Origin of the sequence: Mycolicibacterium palauense, from assembly GCF_002592005.1 — a bacterium.
Taxonomy (GTDB): domain Bacteria; phylum Actinomycetota; class Actinomycetes; order Mycobacteriales; family Mycobacteriaceae; genus Mycobacterium; species Mycobacterium palauense.
Genome location: NZ_NVQF01000001.1, coordinates 69298 through 89917, shown reverse-complemented (window position 1 = coordinate 89917; position 20620 = coordinate 69298). Strand labels below are relative to the sequence as shown.

At 71.8% G+C, this 20620-nt stretch carries 14 protein-coding genes and 1 pseudogene; 4 read left to right on the top strand and 11 right to left on the bottom strand.

Going from position 1 to position 20620, the window contains the following annotated elements; all coding sequences use genetic code 11:
• Window positions 1-189: 189 nt before the first annotated feature.
• The 4 genes from CSR00_RS00440 to CSR00_RS00425 form a co-directional block, all read right to left on the bottom strand.
• Window positions 190-2154, bottom strand: a complete 1965-nt coding sequence (locus CSR00_RS00440; RefSeq protein WP_099020420.1) for a cytochrome c oxidase assembly protein — start codon at window positions 2152-2154, stop codon at window positions 190-192.
• Window positions 2155-2277: 123 nt separating this feature from the next.
• The gene (locus CSR00_RS00435; protein WP_176561832.1) at window positions 2278-3030 is read right to left on the bottom strand and encodes a zf-HC2 domain-containing protein; all 753 of its coding nucleotides are present in this window, start codon (window positions 3028-3030) and stop codon (window positions 2278-2280) included.
• Window positions 3031-3091: 61 nt separating this feature from the next.
• Window positions 3092-3850 carry an endonuclease VIII Nei2 gene (gene nei2 / locus CSR00_RS00430; RefSeq protein ID WP_099020501.1) on the bottom strand — a complete coding sequence of 253 codons (759 nt, stop codon included), beginning with the start codon at window positions 3848-3850 and terminating at the stop codon, window positions 3092-3094.
• Between the two features lie 22 nt (window positions 3851-3872).
• Window positions 3873-8507, bottom strand: a complete 4635-nt coding sequence (locus CSR00_RS00425; RefSeq protein ID WP_099020418.1) for an ATP-dependent helicase — start codon at window positions 8505-8507, stop codon at window positions 3873-3875.
• Window positions 8508-8656: 149 nt separating this feature from the next.
• Between CSR00_RS00425 and CSR00_RS00420 the strand changes: the two genes are divergently transcribed.
• Entirely contained in the window at window positions 8657-9022 is a 366-nt protein-coding gene (locus CSR00_RS00420) for a heme-binding protein (protein ID WP_099020500.1), read from the top strand.
• Window positions 9023-9068: 46 nt separating this feature from the next.
• Here CSR00_RS00420 and CSR00_RS00415 read toward each other — a convergent pair whose 3' ends face one another.
• Window positions 9069-9740 carry a TetR/AcrR family transcriptional regulator gene (locus CSR00_RS00415; RefSeq protein ID WP_099020417.1) on the bottom strand — a complete coding sequence of 224 codons (672 nt, stop codon included), beginning with the start codon at window positions 9738-9740 and terminating at the stop codon, window positions 9069-9071.
• A gap of 52 nt (window positions 9741-9792) precedes the next feature.
• Between CSR00_RS00415 and CSR00_RS00410 the strand changes: the two genes are divergently transcribed.
• Window positions 9793-11271: a cytochrome P450 gene (locus CSR00_RS00410; RefSeq protein WP_099020416.1), complete on the top strand. Its 1479-nt coding sequence runs from the start codon at window positions 9793-9795 to the stop codon at window positions 11269-11271.
• Window positions 11272-11283: 12 nt separating this feature from the next.
• On the opposite strand, the gene CSR00_RS00405 is transcribed toward CSR00_RS00410, so the two are convergent.
• From CSR00_RS00405 to hglS, 4 genes are all read right to left on the bottom strand, one after another.
• A complete protein-coding gene (locus CSR00_RS00405) occupies window positions 11284-12273 on the bottom strand; it encodes a zinc-dependent alcohol dehydrogenase family protein (protein ID WP_099020415.1) in 990 nt (329 codons plus the stop codon).
• A 117-nt stretch (window positions 12274-12390) separates the two neighbouring features.
• The gene (locus CSR00_RS00400; RefSeq protein WP_099020414.1) at window positions 12391-13194 is read right to left on the bottom strand and encodes an SDR family NAD(P)-dependent oxidoreductase; all 804 of its coding nucleotides are present in this window, start codon (window positions 13192-13194) and stop codon (window positions 12391-12393) included.
• Between the two features lie 50 nt (window positions 13195-13244).
• On the bottom strand, window positions 13245-14831 hold the full coding sequence (gene amaB, locus CSR00_RS00395) for an L-piperidine-6-carboxylate dehydrogenase (protein WP_245905753.1): 1587 nt from the start codon (window positions 14829-14831) through the stop codon (window positions 13245-13247).
• Complete coding sequence (gene hglS / locus CSR00_RS00390) at window positions 14828-16075, bottom strand: 2-oxoadipate dioxygenase/decarboxylase (protein WP_407662383.1); 1248 nt, start codon at window positions 16073-16075, stop codon at window positions 14828-14830. Before hglS ends, amaB begins: the two co-directional genes overlap by 4 nt.
• Window positions 16076-16171: 96 nt before the next feature.
• On the opposite strand from hglS, the gene CSR00_RS00385 reads away from it, so the two are divergent.
• Window positions 16172-16633 (top strand): Lrp/AsnC family transcriptional regulator, encoded by a 462-nt coding sequence (locus CSR00_RS00385; protein ID WP_099020412.1) that lies wholly within the window; start codon window positions 16172-16174, stop codon window positions 16631-16633.
• Window positions 16634-16879: 246 nt separating this feature from the next.
• Here CSR00_RS00385 and CSR00_RS30485 read toward each other — a convergent pair whose 3' ends face one another.
• Window positions 16880-17296 (bottom strand): hypothetical protein, encoded by a 417-nt coding sequence (locus CSR00_RS30485; protein WP_176561831.1) that lies wholly within the window; start codon window positions 17294-17296, stop codon window positions 16880-16882.
• A 75-nt stretch (window positions 17297-17371) separates the two neighbouring features.
• Here CSR00_RS30485 and CSR00_RS31700 point away from each other — a divergent pair, with 75 nt between their 5' ends.
• A complete protein-coding gene (locus CSR00_RS31700; RefSeq protein ID WP_407662382.1) occupies window positions 17372-17488 on the top strand; it encodes an Rv1535 domain-containing protein in 117 nt (38 codons plus the stop codon).
• A gap of 63 nt (window positions 17489-17551) precedes the next feature.
• Here the strand turns inward: CSR00_RS31700 and CSR00_RS31695 are convergent.
• Window positions 17552-19753, bottom strand: a pseudogene (locus tag CSR00_RS31695) (cation-translocating P-type ATPase); the annotation flags it as partial.
• Window positions 19754-20620: the final 867 nt, after the last annotated feature.

Genomic DNA, 20620 nt, shown 5'->3' with positions numbered 1-20620 from the left:
GGGTGTGGTACTCCCGCCGCGGTCCCCGTCCCCGGATTCGGCGAACGCCGCGGGACCCATTCCGCCCCGGTGTCGGACACGCTGATGCCGCTGCATCGGTGCACCGTCCTTCTCTCGGTAATCCCTTACCGGGATACTGTCGGCGGGCGGCGCCGACGAGTTCCCGGGCGAGTTTCCCGGGGCGGGTCGTCATCGGCGGTCGCGGGCCAGCTCGGCGAGCATCCGGTTGTAGGCATCGAGGTCGTCCTCGTAGCCGCGGTCACTGTGCCGGTCGTGGCGGGCGCCCGCCCGCCGGTCCTGCCGGGCCCACTGCGCGACCAGCGCCACCACCACGATGATGACCGGCAGTTCGCTGGAGCCCCAGGCGATCGCGCCGCCGAGGTGCTGGTCGTCGGTCAGGCTGGTCACCCAGGGCACGTCGAGGCTTCGGTAGAAGTAGTCGCCGAGGTTGGTGTCCATGGTCATCGTGGCAATGCCGAAGAAGGCGTGGAACGGCATCACGGCGAACATCAGACCCAGCCGCCCCAGGAACGGCAGCCGTTTGGGGCCGGGGTCGATGCCGATGATGCCCCAGAAGAACAGGTAGCCGCTGAGCAGGAAGTGCACGCTCATGAACTCGTGGCCCCAGTGGTAGCGCACCAGGGTGTCGAACAGCGGGGTGAAGTACACGGCATAGAGCGATCCGACGAAGATCGCGAACGCGGTGACCGGGTGGGACAGGAAACGGGTGAACCAGGAGTGCACGAACCACAGCACCCATTCCCGGGGCCCGGGCGGCTGACCGGTGGTGGCGGCCGGCAGCGCACGCAGCGCCAGGGTGACCGGGGCGCCCAGCACCAGCAGCACCGGGATGAACATGTTCAGCGCCATGTGCTCACCCATGTGCACGCTGAACATCGCCGAACCGTAGGCCCGCACCCCGGAACTGGTGGCCAGTAGCAGTGCCACGCAGCCGGTGACCCAGGCCACGGTCCGGCCGGTCCGCCACTGGTCGCCGCGGCGGCGCAGCCGGAAGACCGCGAACAGGTAGACGCCGGCCAGGGCGATCGCGGCGGTGCCCAGCAGCGGGTCGAACCGCCACTGGGTGGCCAGGGTGACGGGCCCGGGCGGCTCGGTGAGCGTGTAGCCCAGGAAGACGTCCCACGAGGTGAACGGGTGGATCAGGAACCGGGGCGGAGCCTGCACCGCCATCGCCGCGAGGGCGCCGATGACGGCCGACATCGCCAGGCATGCGCCCGCCGCGGCCGGTGGGCCCGCCTGCCGCCCGCGCAGCAGCATCACCAGATCGGTCAGCCACACCGCGGCCAGCAACACGCCGGCGACGACGGCGAGGCGGCCGTAGTCGGTGGCCCACAGTGCGGTGCCCTTGATCGCCAGCGGCAGCAGGATCGCCCCGTAGATCAGCGCCACGGCCCCGGCGGTCACCTGCAGCAACAGCACCCGGCGGCGCTGGGCCTCGGCGGCGGGGCTCAGCAGCGCGGCGGCCTTGGTTCCGGCCAGCACCGCGACCGCGACGGTGAAGACGATGGCGGCGCTGGTGGCCACGTCGTGATCGGGGCCCTGGCCCTCGTTGCCGGTGACCGGGACGGCGATCAGAGCCGTGGCCGCCGGGATCACCAGCAGCAGCTGGCCGACCCAGCGCACGCTGAACCGCACGCCGACGGCGACCACCGCGGCGAACACCGCCGCCGCGCACCAGCCGCGGGCCGATTCCGACGCCGCGACGGCGTCGGAGAGCATCGAACTGGTGAGCAGTCTGGTTGCCGGTGCCCCGGCGCGGGCGGCCGCCTCCACGACCGTCATCCCGAGGGCCAGCACCAGCCAGACGGGGGCGACGCGCTCGACGAACAGGTGCACGCGATATGCGACGGGATCGAGGCGGCCGTCGTCGTCGGGCCGGGCGACCACCACGATGTAGACGAGCGCCCCCAGGCACAGGGCGCCGGCCAGCATGGCCCCGAAGTGGCCGATCAGCTGTGCCGCGCTGGTCGCGGCGCCGGGATAGGTGTCGCCGGTCTCGGTGAAGCGCCGCGGCCCGGAGACCAGCGCGTAGCCCAGCAGCGCGAGCGCGACGGCGCCCGCTCCCGCCGGTACGGCCAGCGCCGCGAGCCGGGCGGGTCGCGGGGTCGTGTGCTGCGTGGTGCTTGCGGTCATTCGTAGGTTCTTCTCGCGGTCGGCGGTGCGGTGGCCGTCGGCCCGTCCTGGGTACCGGCCTTCGCCGCGAGAGTCCGCGGTCGGTTCGAGTCTACGACCGGTCGTCGTATCAGCGGCCGGGGGTCAGGCGGCGGAGTCGCCGCGCGGCCACGGTTGCGCGCGCCGGTCGCCGTGCTTGTCGTTGGCGCGCGCGGCGGCCGGAGCACCCGGAGTGGGCACGCGGTGTTCGCGTCGCCACACCAGCCCGGCGAGCAGGGCCGCGGCGAGCACGGGCAGGTGACTGGCGATCCGCCCCGCGGTGACCTGGCCGCTGAGCTGGTCGGCGACCACGAAGTAGCCCAGCACGACCACGTAGACCGCCAGCACGCAGGCCAGACCGGGGATCAGCCGGGCGCGGAACGCCGCGGCCAGCGTCACGGCACACACGGCCGCCGACCAGGCGGTGGACTCGTGCAGCAGATGCAGGCCCGAGGCGGCGCCGTGCTGGACGCCGCCGACCATGCCGAAATCGGTGCCGGCGGCCTGCGCGGCGACCAGCCCGAGCTGCAGGATCCCGATCCCCGCCAACGCCCAGTTCAGCCAGCCGCCGGGCCGGTCCCGTGCCGCCGCGCTCGCCGGTGGGGGTGTCGAGACGGTGGCGCGGACGGCGCGCGGGCGCCCCGGTACCGGGGGTGCAGGGGCTGCCGGGGATGCCGCGATCGGGTCGTCGGCGCCGGCCAGGTGGCGCAGCTCGACGGTGAACCGGCGCGCGTGCTCATACCAGGCGCGGCAGCGGGGGCAGTTCTGCAGGTGCTCCTCGACGCGCGCGGAAGGCACGGGTTCCCGCTCGCCGTCGATGCGGGCCGACAGCGCCTCCCTGGCCACATCGCAGTCCACGTGTCCATCCTCGCGCATCGGGCCTGCGATGTCGCGCACCTGGTGGCCGGCGACCCGGCGCTCACCGCTGGCAGTGCGGGCACCAGTAGGTGACCCGGTCACCGGAGAGGTCGGCGTCGACGAGGGTGCCGCAGCGCCGGCACGGCCGGCCCGCGCGGCCGTAGACCCACAGCTCCCGGTTGCGCCGGGTGTCGCCGGTGGTGGTCCTGCTGATCCGCATCCGGTTCAGCCACAGCATCTGCTGGGCGCGGGTGACCAGCCGCAGCGGGTCGGCGAGCTGGCCCACCGGCGTACCCGGCCGCAGTCCCGCCAGGAAACACAGTTCGTTGGCGTAGACGTTGCCGACCCCGGCCAGCACCCGCTGATCCAGCAGCGTCTCGGCCACCGGCCGGTCGGGGTCTGCGGCGAGATTGGCCGCGGCGGCCGGGGCGTCCCAGTCGGCGCCGAGCGGGTCGGGGCCCAGATGGGCCACGGTGTCGGTGTCGGTGCCGCGGTCCAGGATCTCCAGCACCCCCAGGTCGACGCCGAATGCCCGGGCGGGCGGCGTCTCGGCCTCCAGGACGATCCGGATCCGGTGGGCGGCGGCCCGGGGTGCGCCGATCTGCCAGCTGCCGTCCATCTTGAGGTGCGAGTGGATGCTGGCCGGACCGACCCTGATGAACAGATGCTTGCCCCGGCTGACCACCTCGTCGACGGTGTGGCCGCTCAGATCGGCGGCGGCGAAACGCGGCACCCGCACGTCGCAACGGGTCAGGGTCTTGCCGGCCAGCGCCTCGCGCAGTACGGCCGCGGTGCGAAAGACCGTGTCTCCCTCGGGCATCATCGAACCTCGCCGTCAGACTTCACCGCAGCCGCAGCCCGCGCGGTGTGCGGCTGAACCCGGCCCTCACCAGCGCCGAGGCCACCGCGGCATGCTCCCGGGACGGCTCGGGGTCCAGCACGGCCGCACCGTCGATCCGTTCGACCAGCAGTGCCGGCAGCCGCCGGTCGCCGACCAGACCGGCCAGCGCGGAGGCGGCGGCGTCGAGTCGGGCCGGGTCGTCGGTGAAGTTCAGCAGCGACCGGCCGCCGCGCTCGACGAACCACGCCAGCGCCCCGTCGACGAGCACCACCAGCGCGCCGGCCTTGCGGCCCGGCCGGTGCGCCGGGGCGGCCGACTCGTCGGTGTCCCGGCCGCGGCCCGGCCAGGGCAGCGCCGCCCCGAACGGGTTGGCGGGGTCGCAGGCGGCCAGCACCACCGCGGTGGGGGCCCGCTGATCGTCGTCGATGCTGTCGGCGAAGGTGCGCAACCGGTCGACGGTGGCGGCCATCGCGAACTGTGCCCCGCCGAGGGACTCGACGAAATAGCCGCGCTGGCAGCGCCCGGCCTCTTCGAGTGCCGCGAGCACCTTGTAGAGGGTGGCGAATCCGCCGGTGACGTTCTCGGTGGCCACCGGTCCCTTGGTGAGCACCCCGTAGCGGGCCAGCAGCAGGTCGGCCTGAAAATGAGCGCGCACCGTCGAATCGGGCTCGATCTCGGGCAGCAGCGAGAAGCGCCCGGCCACTGTGGGGTCGACCCGGCCGCCCTGCGGGGTTCCGGCCCGCGACACCGCGTAGCGGCTCAGCCGCGGGGCGCGCCGGTGCCGGTGGGCCGGGGTCGCCGGCCGGCGGGAACCGGGCCGCGCGCCGCCGGACAGCACCGCCCGCACCGGTGCGAAGGTGTCACCGGTGACGTACCCGGACCAGATCAGTTGCCACAGGGCCGTTTTGACCGCCTCGGTGTCGCCGGCCGCGACACCGGACCCGGCGTCGGTGCCAGCGCACAGTTGCCGGAAGAAGTAGGCCCCGCCCCCGGACAGGGCGTCGAGGATGGCGTGATGGCGCTCGGTGAGTTCCAGATCGTCCGGGGCCGCCAGGGACAGGGGGGCGGTGTCGGCGAGATGGAACACGACCCAGCCGTCACCGCCCGAGAGTGGGCCGGCGCCCGACCAGATCACCTCGCCGGAGGCCAGCAGTTCGTCGAGCATGGCGGGCTGGTAGTCGCGCACCCGCTGACCGAACACCAGCGGTTCGACCGCCGAGGCGGGCAGCGGCACGCCGGCGAGCTGGTCGATCACCGCCGCCAGGCCGTCGATCCCCGCCGCCAGGCCGTCGATCCCCGAGGTGGCCGCCGGCCCGACCAGTTGCCAGGAGGGCAGAAAACGGGCATAGGCGTCGGTACTCACGGGCTCGACCTGCGCGCGCAGGGCCGCCAGGGAACGGCGCCGCAGGATGCGCAGCACCTCCACGTCGCACCACTGTTCGCTGCCCACCGCCGCGGCGGGCACGTCGGTGAACTCGCCGCGCACCAGTCGGCCGTCGGCGACCAGGCGGCCCAGCACGTCGGCGGCCACCCGCAACCCCAGGCCGAACCGGGCGGCCGCGTCGGCGGTGGTGAACGGCCCGCGGGTGCGCGCGAACCGGCCCATCAGCTCGCCCAGCGGATCGGGCACCGATTCGGTGAAGGCGGCCGGCACGCCGACGGGCACGGCCGCGCCGACCCCGTCGCGCAGCCGGCCGATGTCCTCGGCGGCCACCCACCACTGGCCACCGGCGAAGGACACCGTGAGTGCCCGGCGGGCCTCGCGCAGACCCTCCAGCCAGGCGCCGACGTCGTCGGCGCGGCTGCGTTCGGTGATCTCGTCGAGCGTCAGTGGGCCCAGCAGCCGCAGCAGGTCGGCGACCCCCTCGGCGTCACGGGCCGCGCGTTCGGAGGTCAGGTGCTGCAGCTGCCGGCGGGTCGACTCGATCACGTCGGCGTCAAGCAGCTCGCGCAGTTCGACGCGGCCGAGCAGTTCGGCCAGCAGCGTCGTGTCCAGCGACAGGGCCGCGGCCCGGCGTTCGGCCAGCGGGCTGTCGCCCTCGTACATGAACGCACCGACGTAGCCGAACAGCAGCGACGCCGCGAAAGGCGAGGGGGTGGCGGTCTCGACCTCCACCAGCCGGACCCGACGCTGGGCCACCCCGGCCATCAGCGCGGTCAGCGCCGGCACGTCGTAGACGTCCTGCAGGCACTCGCGGACGGCCTCGAGAACGACCGGGAAGTCGGGGTAGCGGCGGGCCACGTCTAGCAGCTGCGCGGCGCGCTGGCGCTGATGCCACAGCGGGGAGCGTTTCCCGGGATGGCGCCGCGGCAGCAGCAACGCCCGCGCGGCGCACTCACGGAAGCGGGCGGCGAACAGTGCCGAGCCGCCGACCTCCGCGGTGACGACGGCCTCGATCTCGTCGGGGTCGAAGACGAACAGATCGGCGCCGGGTGCGGTGGCCGGGTCCCCGGTGGTGTCGGGCAGTCGCACGATGATGCCGTCGTCGGAGGCGGTGGGTTTCTCGTCGATGCCGTACCGCTCGAAAAGGCGCTTACCGATCGCCAGCGCCAACGGTCCGTGTACCCGAAGACCGTAGGGGGAGTGCAGGATCACCCGCCAATCGCCCAGCTCGTCGCGGAACCGCTCCACCACCAAAGTGGTGTCGGTGGGAACCGCGCCGGTGGCCTCGCCCTGCTCGTCGAGCAGACGGTGCAGGTTCTCGGTCGCGAACGCATCGAAACCGATCTCGGCGCACCGCCTCTCGAACTGCTCGGGCCCCAGCCGGGCCAGTTCCCCGGTGAACGCACCGACGGCCGCCCCCAGCTCGGCGGGCCGGCCCACGCTGTCGCCGCGCCAGAACGGCAGCCGCGCCGGCTCGCCGGGGGCGGGTACCACCAATACCCGGTCGTGGGTGATCTCGGTGATGCGCCAGCTGGTGGCGCCCAGGGAGATCACGTCACCGGGACGGGACTCGTAGACCATCTCCTCGTCGAGTTCGCCCACCCGCGAGGGTTTCCCGGACTCGGCGCTGCCGGCCAGGTACACGGTGAACAGGCCGCGGTCGGGGATGGCGCCGCCGGAGGTGACGGCCAGCCGCTGGGCGCCGGGACGGGCGGTCAGGGTCCCGGTGTCGCGGTCGTAGACCACCCGGGGCCGCAGTTCGGCGAACTCGGTCGACGGGTACTTGCCCGACAGCAGATCCAGCGTCGCCTCGAACGCGCTGCGCGGCAGGGCGGCGAAGGGGGCGCTGCGGCGGACGGTGTCGAACCACACGTCGGCGCTCAGCGGTTCCAGCGCGCACGCGGCGACCGTCTGCTGGGCCAGCACGTCGAGCGGATTGGCGGGCACGCTCATGGTCTCGATCTGACCGGCCAGCATCCGTTGCACGCTGACCGCGCAGCCGATCAGGTCGGTGCGGTGCTTGGGGAACAGCACGCCCTGCGAGATCTCACCGACCTGGTGCCCGGCGCGTCCGATGCGCTGCAGTCCGCTGGCCACCGATGGGGGGGCCTCGACCTGGATGACCAGATCCACCGCCCCCATGTCGATGCCCAGCTCCAGGCTGGAGGTGGCGACCACGGCCTTGAGCCGGCCGGACTTGAGCGCCTCCTCGACCTCGGCGCGGGCCTCCTTGGACACCGAGCCGTGATGCGCGCGGGCCAGCACCGGTTCGGCGCCGTGGGTCTGCCCGCTGGCCATGATGTGGGCGGGGGCGCCGCCGGCGACACCGGGGTTGTGGCCGCCCAGCTCGGCCCCCAGCCGTTCGGCGTGAATCTCGTTGAGCCGCGCGGTGAGCCGCTCGGCCAGTCGCCGGGAGTTGGCGAAGACGATCGAGCTGCGGTGGGATTCGACCAGGTCGACGATGCGTTCCTCGACGTCGGGCCAGATGGAGTTGTTCTCCAGGTTGGCCATGTCCGGGACCGGCACCTGCACCGTCAGATCGAAGGTCTTGGCGGCCGGCGGCGCCACCACCGACGTCGGCGCCGAACCCGACAGGAACCGGGCCACCTCCTCGGCGGGGCGGACCGTCGCCGACAGCCCGATCCGCTGTGCCGGGGCCGGCAGCAGGGCATCCAACCGCTCCAGCGACAGCGCCAGGTGTGCGCCGCGTTTGGTGCCGGCAACGGCGTGCACCTCGTCGACGATGACGGTCTGGACGTGGGTCAGGGCGTCGCGTGCCGCCGAGGTCAACATCAGGAACAGCGACTCCGGCGTGGTGATGAGGATGTCCGGCGGTGAGGTGATCAGGTGGCGGCGCTGCGCGGGCGGGGTGTCGCCCGAGCGCACGCCGACGGAGATGTCCGGCGGCGGCAGGCCGTGGCGCTGGGCCACCCGGGCGATGCCGGTCAGCGGGGTGCGCAGGTTGCGTTCGACGTCGACGGCCAGCGCCTTCAGCGGCGACACGTAGAGCACCCGGGTGCGGGCCGCGGGCGCGGGGGCCGGATCGTTGGCACTGGTCAGCCCGTCGATGGCCCACAGGAACGCCGCCAGCGTCTTACCCGACCCGGTCGGGGCGATGACCAGCGTGTTCTCGCCGTCTGCGATGGCCCGCCACGCCTGCGCCTGGGCGGGGGTGGGCTCGACGAAGGTGCCCGCGAACCATTCCCGCGTCAGTGCACTGAAGCGGTCGAGCGGATCGGAGGCGCGGGCCACCTGTTCATGGTGCCAAGAGGCACCGACAGGCGGGGCGCCAAGTGGCACCGACAGGCGGGGTGCCAGGCGCCGAGATGGCAGCCGCGCGGCCGTGGCCGCCGTCGCGGATAAGCTGTGCGCTGCACAGCTGGTCTGACGAAGGAGTGATCATGTCGTTCACCGTCCGGGGCGTTTCCGCCGGAGTGGTCGGGGCTGCGGCCGCGGCGCTCTTCCTGGGTTCGGCGGGGACGGCGGTCGCCGAGCCGCCACTGCCGCCCAACTGCACAGCGGCCGACGCCGCCGGCATCATGACCGGCGTGTCCGCGGCGACGTCGGCGTACCTGTTCACCCATCCCGACGTCAACGCGTTCTTCACCGGGCTGCGGGGGCAGTCGCGTGACGACCTGCGCGAGGAGGTGGTGGCCTACATGGACGCCCATCCGCAGGTGCACAACGAGCTGCGGGCCATCCGGCAGCCGATCACCGACTTCCGCAACCGGTGCGACGAACCGCTGCTGGAAGCCGCCGCGTACTGACCGACCGGGGCCGGGCCGGTTCGCGCCGGCCCGCTGCAGCGGTGCGCTACCGCGCCTCGGGTGCCACCGCGACGGCCAGGCTCTGCGGGATCCCGGGGACCCGCATCACGGCGTCGAGCAGGGCGTGTGCGCAGGAGTCGGCGACCCCGCCGGCCTGCAGCGACGGGTCCAGGATGCGCTGGCGGCACATCTCCAACGTGAACGCCAGCCACCCGTAGACGATCACCCGAAGGTCGCGTTCGACCTTCGAGTCCAGATCCGGTGTGACCGTGGCGATCGCGTCCATGATGCGCTGCATCTGGCGGGTGTTGTCGACGTCGTCGATGCCCAGCAGGATCGGATCGGTACGGCCCATCCCGACATGCGCCGCCCAGGACCCGTGCGGATGGGCCTCGTGGTACTCCACGTAGGCGAGCACGCCGGCGCGCAGCCGCTCGAACAGGCTCTGGCCGGGCTGCGCCTGGGTGCTGGTGGCGGCGAACAGCCGTTCCCCCTCGGCGCGGACCACCTCGGCGAAGAAGGCGCGCTTGTCCGGGAAGTAGTGGTACATCAGGGCGCGCGAGACGCCGGCGCGTTCGGCGATCTCGTCGATGCGGACGTCGTCGTAGGGGCGTTCGCCGAACACCTGGGCGCCCAACGCCAGCAGTTCGTTGCGGCGGTCGTCGGGGGACAGGCGCCGCCGCGAGGGCCGCGAGGGCCGGGCCCCGGATGCGGACATGCCTGCCATCCTACTACTTGACACATGTACAACAACGACGCAGGCTGGATTCATGAGAGCCCCCGTCGACGTCGCGGGTGGCAGGGCAGCCGGCGGGGCCGGCGGCAGGCCCCTGCAGGATCCGCGCATCCCACACCCGCCGCGGCGGGTGCCGCTGATCGGCGACATCCTGGCCGTCCGCGCCGACGAGCCCACCCAGTCGGTGGTCGGGCTCTCCGGCAGGCTCGGGCCGATCTACGAGTTCAGGTTCCTCGGCGCGCGGTATGTGGTGGCCTCCGGCGCCGAGGTGGTCACCGACCTCAACGACGAGAAGCGTTTCTGCAAGCACCTGGGTCCCGAGATCGTGGCCCTGCGGGTGATGGGCGGGGACGGGCTGTTCACCGCCTACAACGACGAACCCAACTGGCGCGCCGCACACACCCTGCTGATGCCGGCCTTCACCCAGGCGGCCATGCGCGGCTACCACCCGGTGATGCTCGACGTCGCCGCTGAACTCACCGCCAGCTGGGACGCCGCGGCGTCGTCGGGCCGGACGGTCGACGTGTCGGCCGACACCACCCGCACCACCCTGGAGACCATCGGGCGCTGCGCCGCGGGCTACTCGTTCGGGGTGTTCGACACCAACGCCGGCTCGGCGCCGCACCCCTTCGTCGAGCACATGGTGGCCGCGCTGCGCGGCGCCGACCGGCTCGGGTTGCTGCGGGCGACCTTCCTGCCGCGGTTCCTGGCCGATCGCTACGAACGCGTGGTCGGCCGGCATGCCGCCTACCTGCACGCGGTGGCCGACGAGATCGTGGCGCGCCGGCGCGCGGAGGGCCTGGGCCACCACGGCGACCTGCTGGAGATCATGCTCGCCCCCGACGCGCGGGGCCGGCCCGCGCTGGACGAGGCCAACATCCGCTACCAGCTGATCAACTTCCTGGTGGCCGGCCACGAAACCACCTCGGGTGCTTTGTCGTTCGCCCTGTACTACCTGTCGAGAAACCCCGACGTGTTCGCGCGGGCGCGGGCCGAGGTGGACCGGGTCTGGGCAGACGGCGAACCGGACTTCGACCACATCGCCAAGCTGCGCTACGTCCGCCGGGTGCTCGACGAGGCGCTGCGGCTGCAGCCCACCGTCCCCGGCTACTACCGCGCCGCCCGCGAGGACACGCTACTGGCCGGGACCTACCCGATGCGCAAGGGCGAGTTCGTGCTCGCGCTGGTCGGCACGTTGCACCGTGACCCGCACTGGAGCGGGCCCGGACTGAAGCCGGTCGACGAGTTCGACCCGGACCGCTTTGCCCCCGAGCACGTCAGGGCGCGCCCCGCGCATCTGTACAAGCCGTTCGGCACCGGTGAACGTTCGTGCATCGGTCGCCAGTTCGCCCTGCACGAGGCGGTGCTCATTCTGGGTACCTTGATCCGCCGCTACGACCTGATCGCCGACCCGGACTACGACCTGGTGATCTCCGAGCGCCTGACGATGATGCCCAGCGGCTTCCGGCTGGGGTTGCGCCGGCGATCCGGGCCGCCCCGAGCGCAACCGTAGCCGCCGGCCCGCCTAGCCGCGCCCCACCTGCACCACCACCTTGCCTGCCGCACCGTGGTTCTCGACGAGGTCGAGGGCCTCCTCCGCGGTGTCGAGGGTGAACACCCGAGGATCGATACGCGGTGTCAGCCGCGCGGCGTCGGCCAGTGCGCCCGCCTGTCGGACGATCTCGCCGTGGTGCTCGCGGTGGCGGCCGGTGAGCAGGGGCAGCAGGGTGAACACCCCCGAGTAGCTGGCACCGCGAAACGACAACGGAGCCAGACTGTGCGTCCCCCATCCCAGTGAACTCACCACCCGGCCGGTGTAGTGCCTGACCGCGAGGAACGAGGCGTCCAGCGTAGCGCCCCCGACGTTGTCGAACACCACGTCGAATCCCTCACCGCCGGTGTGGCTGCCCACGTAGTCCTCCACGGTGGTCGACGTGTAGTCGATGGGTGTCGCGCCGATCTGCCGGATCACCTCCTGGCTCGCCGGGCCACCGGTGGCGAAGACCTCCGCGCCCCGGGCCAGCGCCAGCTGCACCGCGAGGTAGCCGACTCCGCCGGAGCCACCGTGGATCAGCACCCGTTCGCCCTCCGCCACAGCGGCGCGGTCGGCCAGGGCCTCCCACGCGGTGGTGAAGCCCAGCGGCAGGGCCGCCGCCTGCCGCATCGTCAGTGACCGTGGCTTCGGTGCCAGCAGCCTGCCGTCCACCGCGATGAGTTCGGCCAGGGAACCCGGTGCGCCACCGACGCCGCCGGTCATCCCGAACACCTCGTCTCCGGCCCGGAAGGTCTCGACACCCGGCCCGACCGCCTCGACGATCCCTGCCGAATCGATCCCGAGGACGGCCGGCGTCGTCACCTGTGCGTGTGGCGCCTGCCCGCGCCGGATCTTGGTGTCGAGCGGGTTGAGCCCGCTGGCGATGACCCGGACGAGCACCTCGCCGGGGCCGGGCACCGGAACGGGTGTCTCCACAACCTGCAGTGGCGCATTGACTTCCGGTAGGACGACGGCGCGCATGTGAACCTCCTCGCTGATGATCCACCCGCGGCCCCGGCAACCACCGTGCCCGGGAGTTGCTCCGGGTCATTCTGCACCCGCGGGATCGCCCCCGCGAGCGATCACCCCGGGACGCCCCTAGTCCAGGGAGCGCTGATAGCGGCGCATGCCCTCGATCCAGCGGTCGTAGTCGGCGCCCTTCATCCGGTACATCGGGATCACCTCGGGGTGCGGGGTCACCAGGAAGCGGTTCTGCCGCACCGCATCCAGCGTGTCGGCGGCGACCCGTTCAGCCGTGATCACCTCGCCGGACTGCAGGATCGATGCCGCACCGCGCCGGGCGTCGGGATCCTCCGCGGTGCGGACCGCCTCGAGCAGGGGCGTGTCCACCCCGAGCGGGCACACGCAGCTGACGCCGATACCGCTGTCGCCGTAGGTGATTGCCAGCCATTCGGCGAACCCGACCGCGGCGTGCTTGGACACCGCATAGCCGGCCGCGCCGATCTGGCTCAACAGTCCGGCGGCCGAGGCAACCGCCACGAAGTGGCCGGCGCCCACCGAACACCAGTGCGGCACCAGCAGCCGGGCGGCGCGGACATGGGCGCGCAGGTTCACCTCGAGGATGCGGTCCCAGTCGTCCTCGGTGGCCAGGCCGGGAGCACCGATGATCCCGGCGTTGGCGACGTAGGTGTCCACCGGGGTGAACTCCTCGCTGGCCATGCTCAGCAGCGCCGAGATGTGGTCGGGATCGGCGGCGTCGGCGCGCATCGCGATGGCGGCCCCGCCGGCCGCGCGGATGTCCCCGGCGGCGCGATGCGCCCCGGCCTCGTCGACATCACCGACCACGACGCGCGCTCCGTTGGCTCCGAAGGCCATCGCCAGCGCCCGGCCGATGCCGGACGCGCCACCGGTCACGACAACGGTGCTGTCTTCGATCCGCATGGACCCTGCATACCACGGCGCGGGGGCCGATGGGCCGGGCCGCGCCCCGCTCAGCCGAACTGCACGCCCTGGGCCAGCGGTAGGTCCGAGGAGTAGTTGACGGTGTTGGTGGCCCGGCGCATGTAGGCCTTCCAGGAATCCGATCCCGATTCGCGGCCGCCGCCGGTCTGCTTCTCGCCGCCGAACGCGCCGCCGATCTCGGCACCCGAGGTCCCGATGTTGACGTTGGCGATGCCGCAGTCCGATCCGTCGGCGGCCATGAACCGTTCCGCTTCACGCATGTCGGTGGTGAAGATGGCCGACGAAAGCCCCTGCGGCACCGCGTTGTTCATCGCGATGGCCTCGTCGAGGCTGTCGTAGGTGAGCACGTAGAGAATCGGCGCGAACGTCTCGGCGTGCACGATCGCGGTCTGCGCGGGCATCCGCACCACCGCGGGCGTGACGTAGTAGGCGCTCTCGTCGTATTCGGGACCGGGGCTGACCCGCTCACCGCCGATGATCTCACCGCCGTCGCTGCGCGCCTGCTCCAGTGCCCCCACCATGTCGCGATAGGAGCGGGCGTGGATCAACGGCCCCACCAGGGTGGACTCGGCCGAGGGGTCGCCCACCGGCAGGCTGCGGTAGGCGGTGGTGATCCTGTCCACCAGGGTGTCGGCCACCGAACGGTGCGCGATGACCCGACGCAGCGAGGTGCAACGCTGCCCGGCGGTCCCGGCGGCGGCGAAGACGATCCCGCGCACCGCCAGGTCCAGGTCGGCCGACGGCGTGACGACGGCGGCGTTGTTGCCGCCCAGTTCCAGCAGCACCTTGCCGAAGCGCTGGGCCACCCGCGGACCGACCTGCTGTCCCATCCGGACCGACCCGGTCGCCGAGACCAGCGCGATGCGCGGATCGTCGACCAGGGCCTCGCCGATCTCGCGTCCGCCCTGCAGCAGCCGGCCCACCTCGCGGGGCGCGCCGACGTCCGCGGCCGCCCGCTCCAGCAGCGCCTGACAGGCCAGCGCGGTCAACGGCGTCAGTTCCGAGGGCTTCCAGACGACGGTGTCGCCGCACACCAGGGCCACCGCGGTGTTCCAGGCCCATACCGCCACCGGGAAATTGAACGCGGTGATGACACCGACGACGCCGAGGGGATGCCAGGTCTCCATCAGTCGGTGCCCCGGTCGCTCGGACGCGATCGTGCGGCCGTACAGCTGGCGGGACAGACCGACCGCGAACTGACAGATGTCGATCATCTCCTGGACCTCACCGAGGGCCTCGGAGGTGATCTTGCCGGCCTCGATGGTGACCAGATCGGCGACATCGGCGTTGTGTTCGGTGAGCAGTTCGCCGAGCCGTGCCACGAGCGCCCCCCGCACCGGGGCGGGGGTGACGCGCCAGGTCGTGAATGCCTCGGAGGCCGCGGCGATCGCGGCCTCCGCCTGCGTGGCCGAGGTCTCGGGAACCGTGAAGAGCACATCGCCGGTGATCGGGCTGCCCGACGGCAGACCGGGCCGGCCGGGCGCGTCGAGCTCGGCGTGGGCGCCGACGGCGCGCAGGGCCGCGCGGGCCCGTTCGCGCAGCGCGTCGGCGGTGGGCAACTCGGTCTGCACGGTGGCCGGCCCGGTGGTCTGCATGCTGTCGGCCCGTGTGGTCATGATGCCGCCTTCTCGTAGAGCTCGTAGGGATCGTAAATCTCGCGGCCGATGGCGCCGGCCATCCACTCGTGGGTGTAGGCAGTGCCGTTGCGGCTGTCGGTGCCGACCGTGGCCGTCTCGTCGGCGGTGCCGACCGTGGCCGTCTCGTCGGCGGTGCCGACCGTGGAGTCGGTGTCGAGGTTGGACCGGAAGATGCCGGCCGCCGAGGCCGGCAGGAAGTCCTCGTAGACGACCGGGCGCGCCGGATCGCCGCCGTGGTAGTAGGCCAGGCCATCGGCGGCCAGCCCGGCGTCGCTGTCGGGGAAGTGGCGGGCCCACACCGCCGCGGCGGCGCCGGGATCGGCCGAGCCGGACAGTTCGGCCATGGCCTGGTCGTAGCGGGCGCGCCCGGCCGGGGTCAATGCCACGCCGCGCGCCTCGACCTCGCCGAACCGCACCCGCAGGGCCCCGTCGGCGACGGTGCCGTCGGGCTCGCGGAACCGGCGAGGCTCCGCCAGCGCGCGAAACGAGGTCTGACGCAACAACACATCGGGTCCGCCGGTGCGCGGCGGGCCCTGGATGCGCTCGATCATGGTGATCCCGCGCGCGGTCATCCTGGCGTACAGGTCGTCGATGTCGAGCACCCGCGGGGTCAGATGGTTGATATGAGTGGTGTCCACCCCCGCGATGTCGGCGGCCACCGCGGACACCGTGGACAGTTCCTCGTACCAGGCCCGGTCGATCGGCGCCCGGGACAGCGCGAACGCCGCCACGGCGCGGCCCACGAAATCCTCGGCCACCTCTCGCCCGCATCCGCCGTCGGCGGCGATCCGGCGGGCGTCGGCGAGCAGCTCGGGGTCGAACAGCCGGCGGCCGGCGAGGAACCGTTGCACCCGGGCGCCCAGATCGGCGTCGAAGAACCGGCGGTCCCCGCTGGCGAGCATGGAGGTGAACACCCGAAACGGGTTGTGGGCCAGTTCCTCCGATTCCACCGGACGGAACGCGGTGGAGACGACGGGGACCGGTGAGGCGGCGTCGCGCAGGTCGTAGAAGCCCACCGGGTACATCCCGAACGCGCCGAAGAGGTCGGCGACGTCGGCGAGTTCGGCCGGTGTGCCCACCCGGATCGCGCCGTGCCGTTCGGCGGTCACCCGTTCCAGCGATCCAAGTCGCTCGGCGCCGGGGTGGGCGGTCAGGTAGTCACGGTTTACCTCCGAGCTGACCTCGACCAGCGTGGTGTAGGCGGGCACCTCCGCGCCGTACATCTCCGAGAGCGCGGCGGCGAAGCGGGCGCGCAGCTGCCAGGTCACCAGATGAGCGCTCGGGTTCACGGTCGGGTGCTCCTGCGATAGTCTCCGGCCATGGTCGCCGCGGAGGAGCTCGACGAAATCGACCGCATCCTCGTGCGCGAACTCGTCGACGACGGACGGGCCACGCTGGCCCACCTGGCCTCCGCGGCCGGGTTGTCGGTGTCGGCGGTGCAGTCACGAGTGCGGCGCCTGGAGTCTCGCGGCATCATCGCGGGGTACGCGGCGCGGGTCAACCCGGAGGCGCTGGGACAGCAGCTTTCGGCGTTCGTGGCGATCACCCCTCTCGATCCGTCGCAGCCCGATGACGCGCCCGCCCGGCTGGAGCACATCCGCGAGGTCGAGGCGTGCTATTCGGTGGCCGGGGAGGACAACTACGTGCTGCTCGTCCACGTCGAGTCCGCGCGGGCCCTGGAGGGTCTGCTCCAGCGGATCCGCACCGCGGCCAACGTGAAGACGCGCAGCACCATCATCCTACAGACTTTCTACTGCGATCGGCGAAACATACCGGAATAGTTCCGTCATAATGCAGGAAATCTGGGAATTTTTGTTCTCAATGTCTGGCTGGACTGAATCATGTCGTCTCGTGAACGCGTCATGTCGACGCCGGAGTTGCCCGCCCTACGGCGACAACCGGGGGCGGCGCCCACCGGCACGCGACCGGGGGCGAACCAGTCCCGAGTCGGGTGTTCTCGTGCTGTCGCTCGAAGGCGGGCATCTTGACACCCACGTCTTCCGCGGGCCGAGTGGCCCACGGAATCCCTAGGGCTTGCGGGGTGGCTGGGTGGCTGCCGTCTTCTTAGCTGCCGCCTTCTTGGCCGGGGCCCTTTTGGCTGGGGCCTTTTTGGCCGGCGCCTTCTTGGCCGCGGGTGCGTTCCCGCCGGGCGCCTTCGCGGCGGGAACGTTCTCTTCCGGTGGAGCCGTTTCACTGGCCGGCGCCGGACCGGTCTCGTTTCGACTGGCCAAGGCGTGGCCGACGCCAAGGCCGACGGCCACGGGCCACGGGATCAACTCGGTGACCCCGAGCACCGCAAGCGCACCATAGAAGGCCAGATGATTTGGGGGCGGTACGGAAACCTTCCCCACTAGCGGCAGATTGACCGAGAAACGCCTGGCCTCCCGCACCACGCGGGTCACGTCGTGGTGCGATGCCACAAAGTTACGAGCTGAGTCCAACATTTCACTTCCCGTTCAGTTAGGTAACCCTTCCTTTACGGGCTACTCCGGGTTAACATCGGTGGTGTGAGCGAAGTCATGCGTAACGTGGGTTCGGATGCCTTGGTCGACACTGGTGTTCGACTGTTCACTCCCGTCGTCGAACACGTTTACGCCGTCTTGCTGCGTGTCGGCGTCCTCACCGTCGAAGACTGACGTCTGCAGCTTGCCGGCGAGGTGGTCCATGACGCCGGGCAGAGCCTTGGTGACCGCTCCCGCCGCCAACGCCGCCGCAGCCGCCTGACCCCAGCCGATCGGTCCCACCGGGGTACAGCCGAACACCTGGCTGACGCCGGGGGTGCTGATGATGCCCGCCATCATCGTGACGGTGCTCAGATTGGTGGCTACCACCAGCGGGCCGTGGGAATCGCTCAGCGTCTGCATCATCTGAGTCAGCACCAGACCGATCAGTCCGACGGTCGAGGCCCGTGCCGGGGATCCGACCGGCAGCGCCAGTGCCCAGGCCAGAGTTCCACCCAGAGTGGTGAACACGCCCCGTACCGCGACCGCTCGCCAGATCGTCGCCTCGTCGTGTGCCACCTCATCGTCGCTGCGCAGCTGAGGGCTGACCGCCACGGCCGCCGCCGGCAGCGCATCGGTGAGCATGTTGACCAGCAGCATCTGACGGGCATTCAGCGCCGGGCGGCCCATCAGTGCGCTGGTGATCAGTCCGAAGATCACCTCCCCGGTGTTATGGCCCAACAACATCGACACCGCAGACTGGACCCGGCGCCACAGCTGCTCGCCTTCGTCGAGGGCCTCGACCAGGGCACCGATCTGACCGCCGAGCAGCATCACGTCGGCCGCCATCCGGGCCGGGTCACTCCCCGCGGACACCACGCCGACGCCCACCGATGCAGCGCGTATAGCGGCTGCGTCGTTGGCCCCGTCGCCGACCATGGCGGTGACCTGCCCGGCGGCCTCCAACGCCTGCACGACCTCGACCTTGTGCTCCGGCGCCATCCGGGCGAACACCCGATACCGTTGCGCGGCCTGGCGGCGTTCGGGAGCCGTCATCGCTTCCCAGGAGGTACCGGTGAGCACCTCCTCGCTGGTGACACCCATGCCGAGCTGACTGGCGATCACCTGCGCGGTCACCGGATGGTCACCGGTGATCAGTTTCACGGCGATCCCACGGCGCTGCAGTTCCTCCAGCAACGGCCGCGAACCCGGACGCGGCGTATCGGCGAGGCCCAGCAGCCCCAGCGGCACCAGCTCCGAGTTGCACAACGCCTCGAAGGCTGCCGCGTTGCTTCGGGCCGCCGCGGCGTCGGCGGCGCTGACGGTGCGCTCGGCCACCGCCAACACCCGTAACCCCTCGGCAGCCATCTCATCGAGCACAGTCTCCAGATGCTGTCGCTGCGCTTGGGTTCCGTCGATGGCGGGTAGCAGCCGTTCGGGGGCGCCCTTGGCGACCAGCCGGCGACCGGTCAGGGCCGCGGCGAACGGCCGGTCGGATTGGAAGGGCAGAAAGGCGTCGAATGCGCCCGGGTGCAGGCCGCGTTCCTCAGCCGCCTCTTGGACGGCCTGGTCGGTGGCGTGCGCGGTGCGGCGAGTTCCATCGATGATCATGGTCTGAGCCGCCGCGGCAACCACCTCGTCGTCGCTGACGCCGTCCAGCGTGCGCACCGAGGTCACCTTCAGGTGGTTCTCGCTCAACGTTCCCGTCTTGTCGAAGCAGACCGCCTCCAGCCGAGCGAATGCCTCGATCGCCTTGGGATTTCGAATCAGGACCGAGGAACTGGAGAGTCTGCGTGCCGAGGCGGACTGCGCCAACGTCACCACCAGAGGTAGGCCCTCGGGCACCGCGGCCACCGCGACCGAAACCGTGCCGGAGGCGGCCTCGTGGACGGGGGTCCCACGCAGCAGGCTGAGCGCACCGACCAGGCCGCCGCCGGCCAGGCTCCACGGCAGAGCGCGCCGAGTGATGCGGCGCAGCTGCGCGGACAGCCCGACATCGCCGGACCTCTGCGGCGACATCGCCAGCGCGCGGCGCACCGCGGTGGCAGGGCCGGCGGCGGTGACGATCGCGACGGCACGACCGGCAACCATCGTGGTGCCGGCGAACAGCATTCCGCTGCGTTCGGCCATCGTCACGCCCGGGGTTTCCTCGGTGTTCTTGGTGACCGGTAGCGATTCGCCGGTGAGTGCGGACTCGTCGACTTCCACCCCGTCGGCCTCCACCAGGCGGGCATCGGCGGGCACCACTTCGCCCGCACGGACCTCGATGAGGTCGCCGGGGCGCAGTCGCGTTGAAGTCACCTCTTCGGTCTCGGTGCTCGCGTTGCCCGCCCGTGCGGGCACGACAAACCGGCGTGCCAATGGCTCCTGCACCGCCAGCAGCCGGTTCAGGACGTGCGCGGCGTGGACAGTCTGCTGGGCGGAGATGCCCGAGTTGACCACCAGCACCGAGGCCACCATGACCGCATCCAACGGCGAGCCGAGCAGGGCGCTGGCCGCCGCACCAGTGGCCAGAATCGGCGTGATCGGATCGGACAAGTCCTCGCGGATCGCCTCGGCGTAGTCACGCAATGCCTGCCAGCCGGACCCGAGAAGCCGGCCCGGGACCGACTGCGCCAGCATCGCGAGCCGGCCGTCGCCTGCGCTGTCGTCGTCCTTGGGCGGGGGCAGCAGCCGCGCGACTTCCGCGGCCGGCATTGCGTACCAGTCGTGGCCCGGCTCAGGCTGTGGCAACGGCTCGTCGAACACCTTGCGGCCCTGGTTGAATCCGGCCCACAACCCGGCGGCAGCGGTCAGATCCACCGAAGCCGGTCCGCTGCCGGCCACCGTCGGGATGAGCATCAGTGCGCCGAGCACCGAACTGCCCGCCGAGATCGACCGTCCCTTGTTGGCAGCGTCGCGGGCCATGGGGATGGTGCGCATCATTCGCCACGCGGCGGCCAGGTCCGGTACCAGCAGGTCGGCGCCCCAGGGCGGGGCGGTACCGCTGCGCAGGACGCCGATTGCCACGTCCGCCTCCAGCGCTGCCGCGTCACCGCCCTGGGACAGCAGTGCCACGGTGCTGCCGTGGGAGCGCAGTTCGGCCACCATCGCGGCGAGAGTGTCCTCCACCGAGTGGCCGGGCGGATGAAGCTCGTCGAAGCCCTGGCGCAGCGAGTGCAATCCATCGTCAGCCAGCGAGATCACCCGGGCCCCGGCGCGGCGTGCCTCGGTGATCAACGCGGCCGCCAGTGGGTCGCGCACGGCGCTGACGAGGGCCTCGCCCCGGGGCGGGTGGCCACCGGGGATCCCCGACATCGGATTCCAGCCGGGCGACAACAGGCCGTC

Coding starts and splice junctions, on each gene's coding strand:
- nei2 (WP_099020501.1), bottom strand. CDS start 3,850: ATGCCCGAGGGAGACACGGTCTTTCGCACCGCGGCCGTACTGCGCGAG.
- CSR00_RS00440 (WP_099020420.1), bottom strand. CDS start 2,154: ATGACCGCAAGCACCACGCAGCACACGACCCCGCGACCCGCCCGGCTC.
- hglS (WP_407662383.1), bottom strand. CDS start 16,075: ATGTACGGCGCGGAGGTGCCCGCCTACACCACGCTGGTCGAGGTCAGC.
- CSR00_RS31700 (WP_407662382.1), top strand. CDS start 17,372: ATGCGTAACGTGGGTTCGGATGCCTTGGTCGACACTGGTGTTCGACTG.
- amaB (WP_245905753.1), bottom strand. CDS start 14,831: ATGACCACACGGGCCGACAGCATGCAGACCACCGGGCCGGCCACCGTG.
- CSR00_RS00400 (WP_099020414.1), bottom strand. CDS start 13,194: ATGCGGATCGAAGACAGCACCGTTGTCGTGACCGGTGGCGCGTCCGGC.
- CSR00_RS00420 (WP_099020500.1), top strand. CDS start 8,657: ATGTCGTTCACCGTCCGGGGCGTTTCCGCCGGAGTGGTCGGGGCTGCG.
- CSR00_RS00410 (WP_099020416.1), top strand. CDS start 9,793: ATGAGAGCCCCCGTCGACGTCGCGGGTGGCAGGGCAGCCGGCGGGGCC.
- CSR00_RS00385 (WP_099020412.1), top strand. CDS start 16,172: ATGGTCGCCGCGGAGGAGCTCGACGAAATCGACCGCATCCTCGTGCGC.
- CSR00_RS00415 (WP_099020417.1), bottom strand. CDS start 9,740: ATGTCCGCATCCGGGGCCCGGCCCTCGCGGCCCTCGCGGCGGCGCCTG.
- CSR00_RS30485 (WP_176561831.1), bottom strand. CDS start 17,296: ATGTTGGACTCAGCTCGTAACTTTGTGGCATCGCACCACGACGTGACC.
- CSR00_RS00405 (WP_099020415.1), bottom strand. CDS start 12,273: ATGCGCGCCGTCGTCCTACCGGAAGTCAATGCGCCACTGCAGGTTGTG.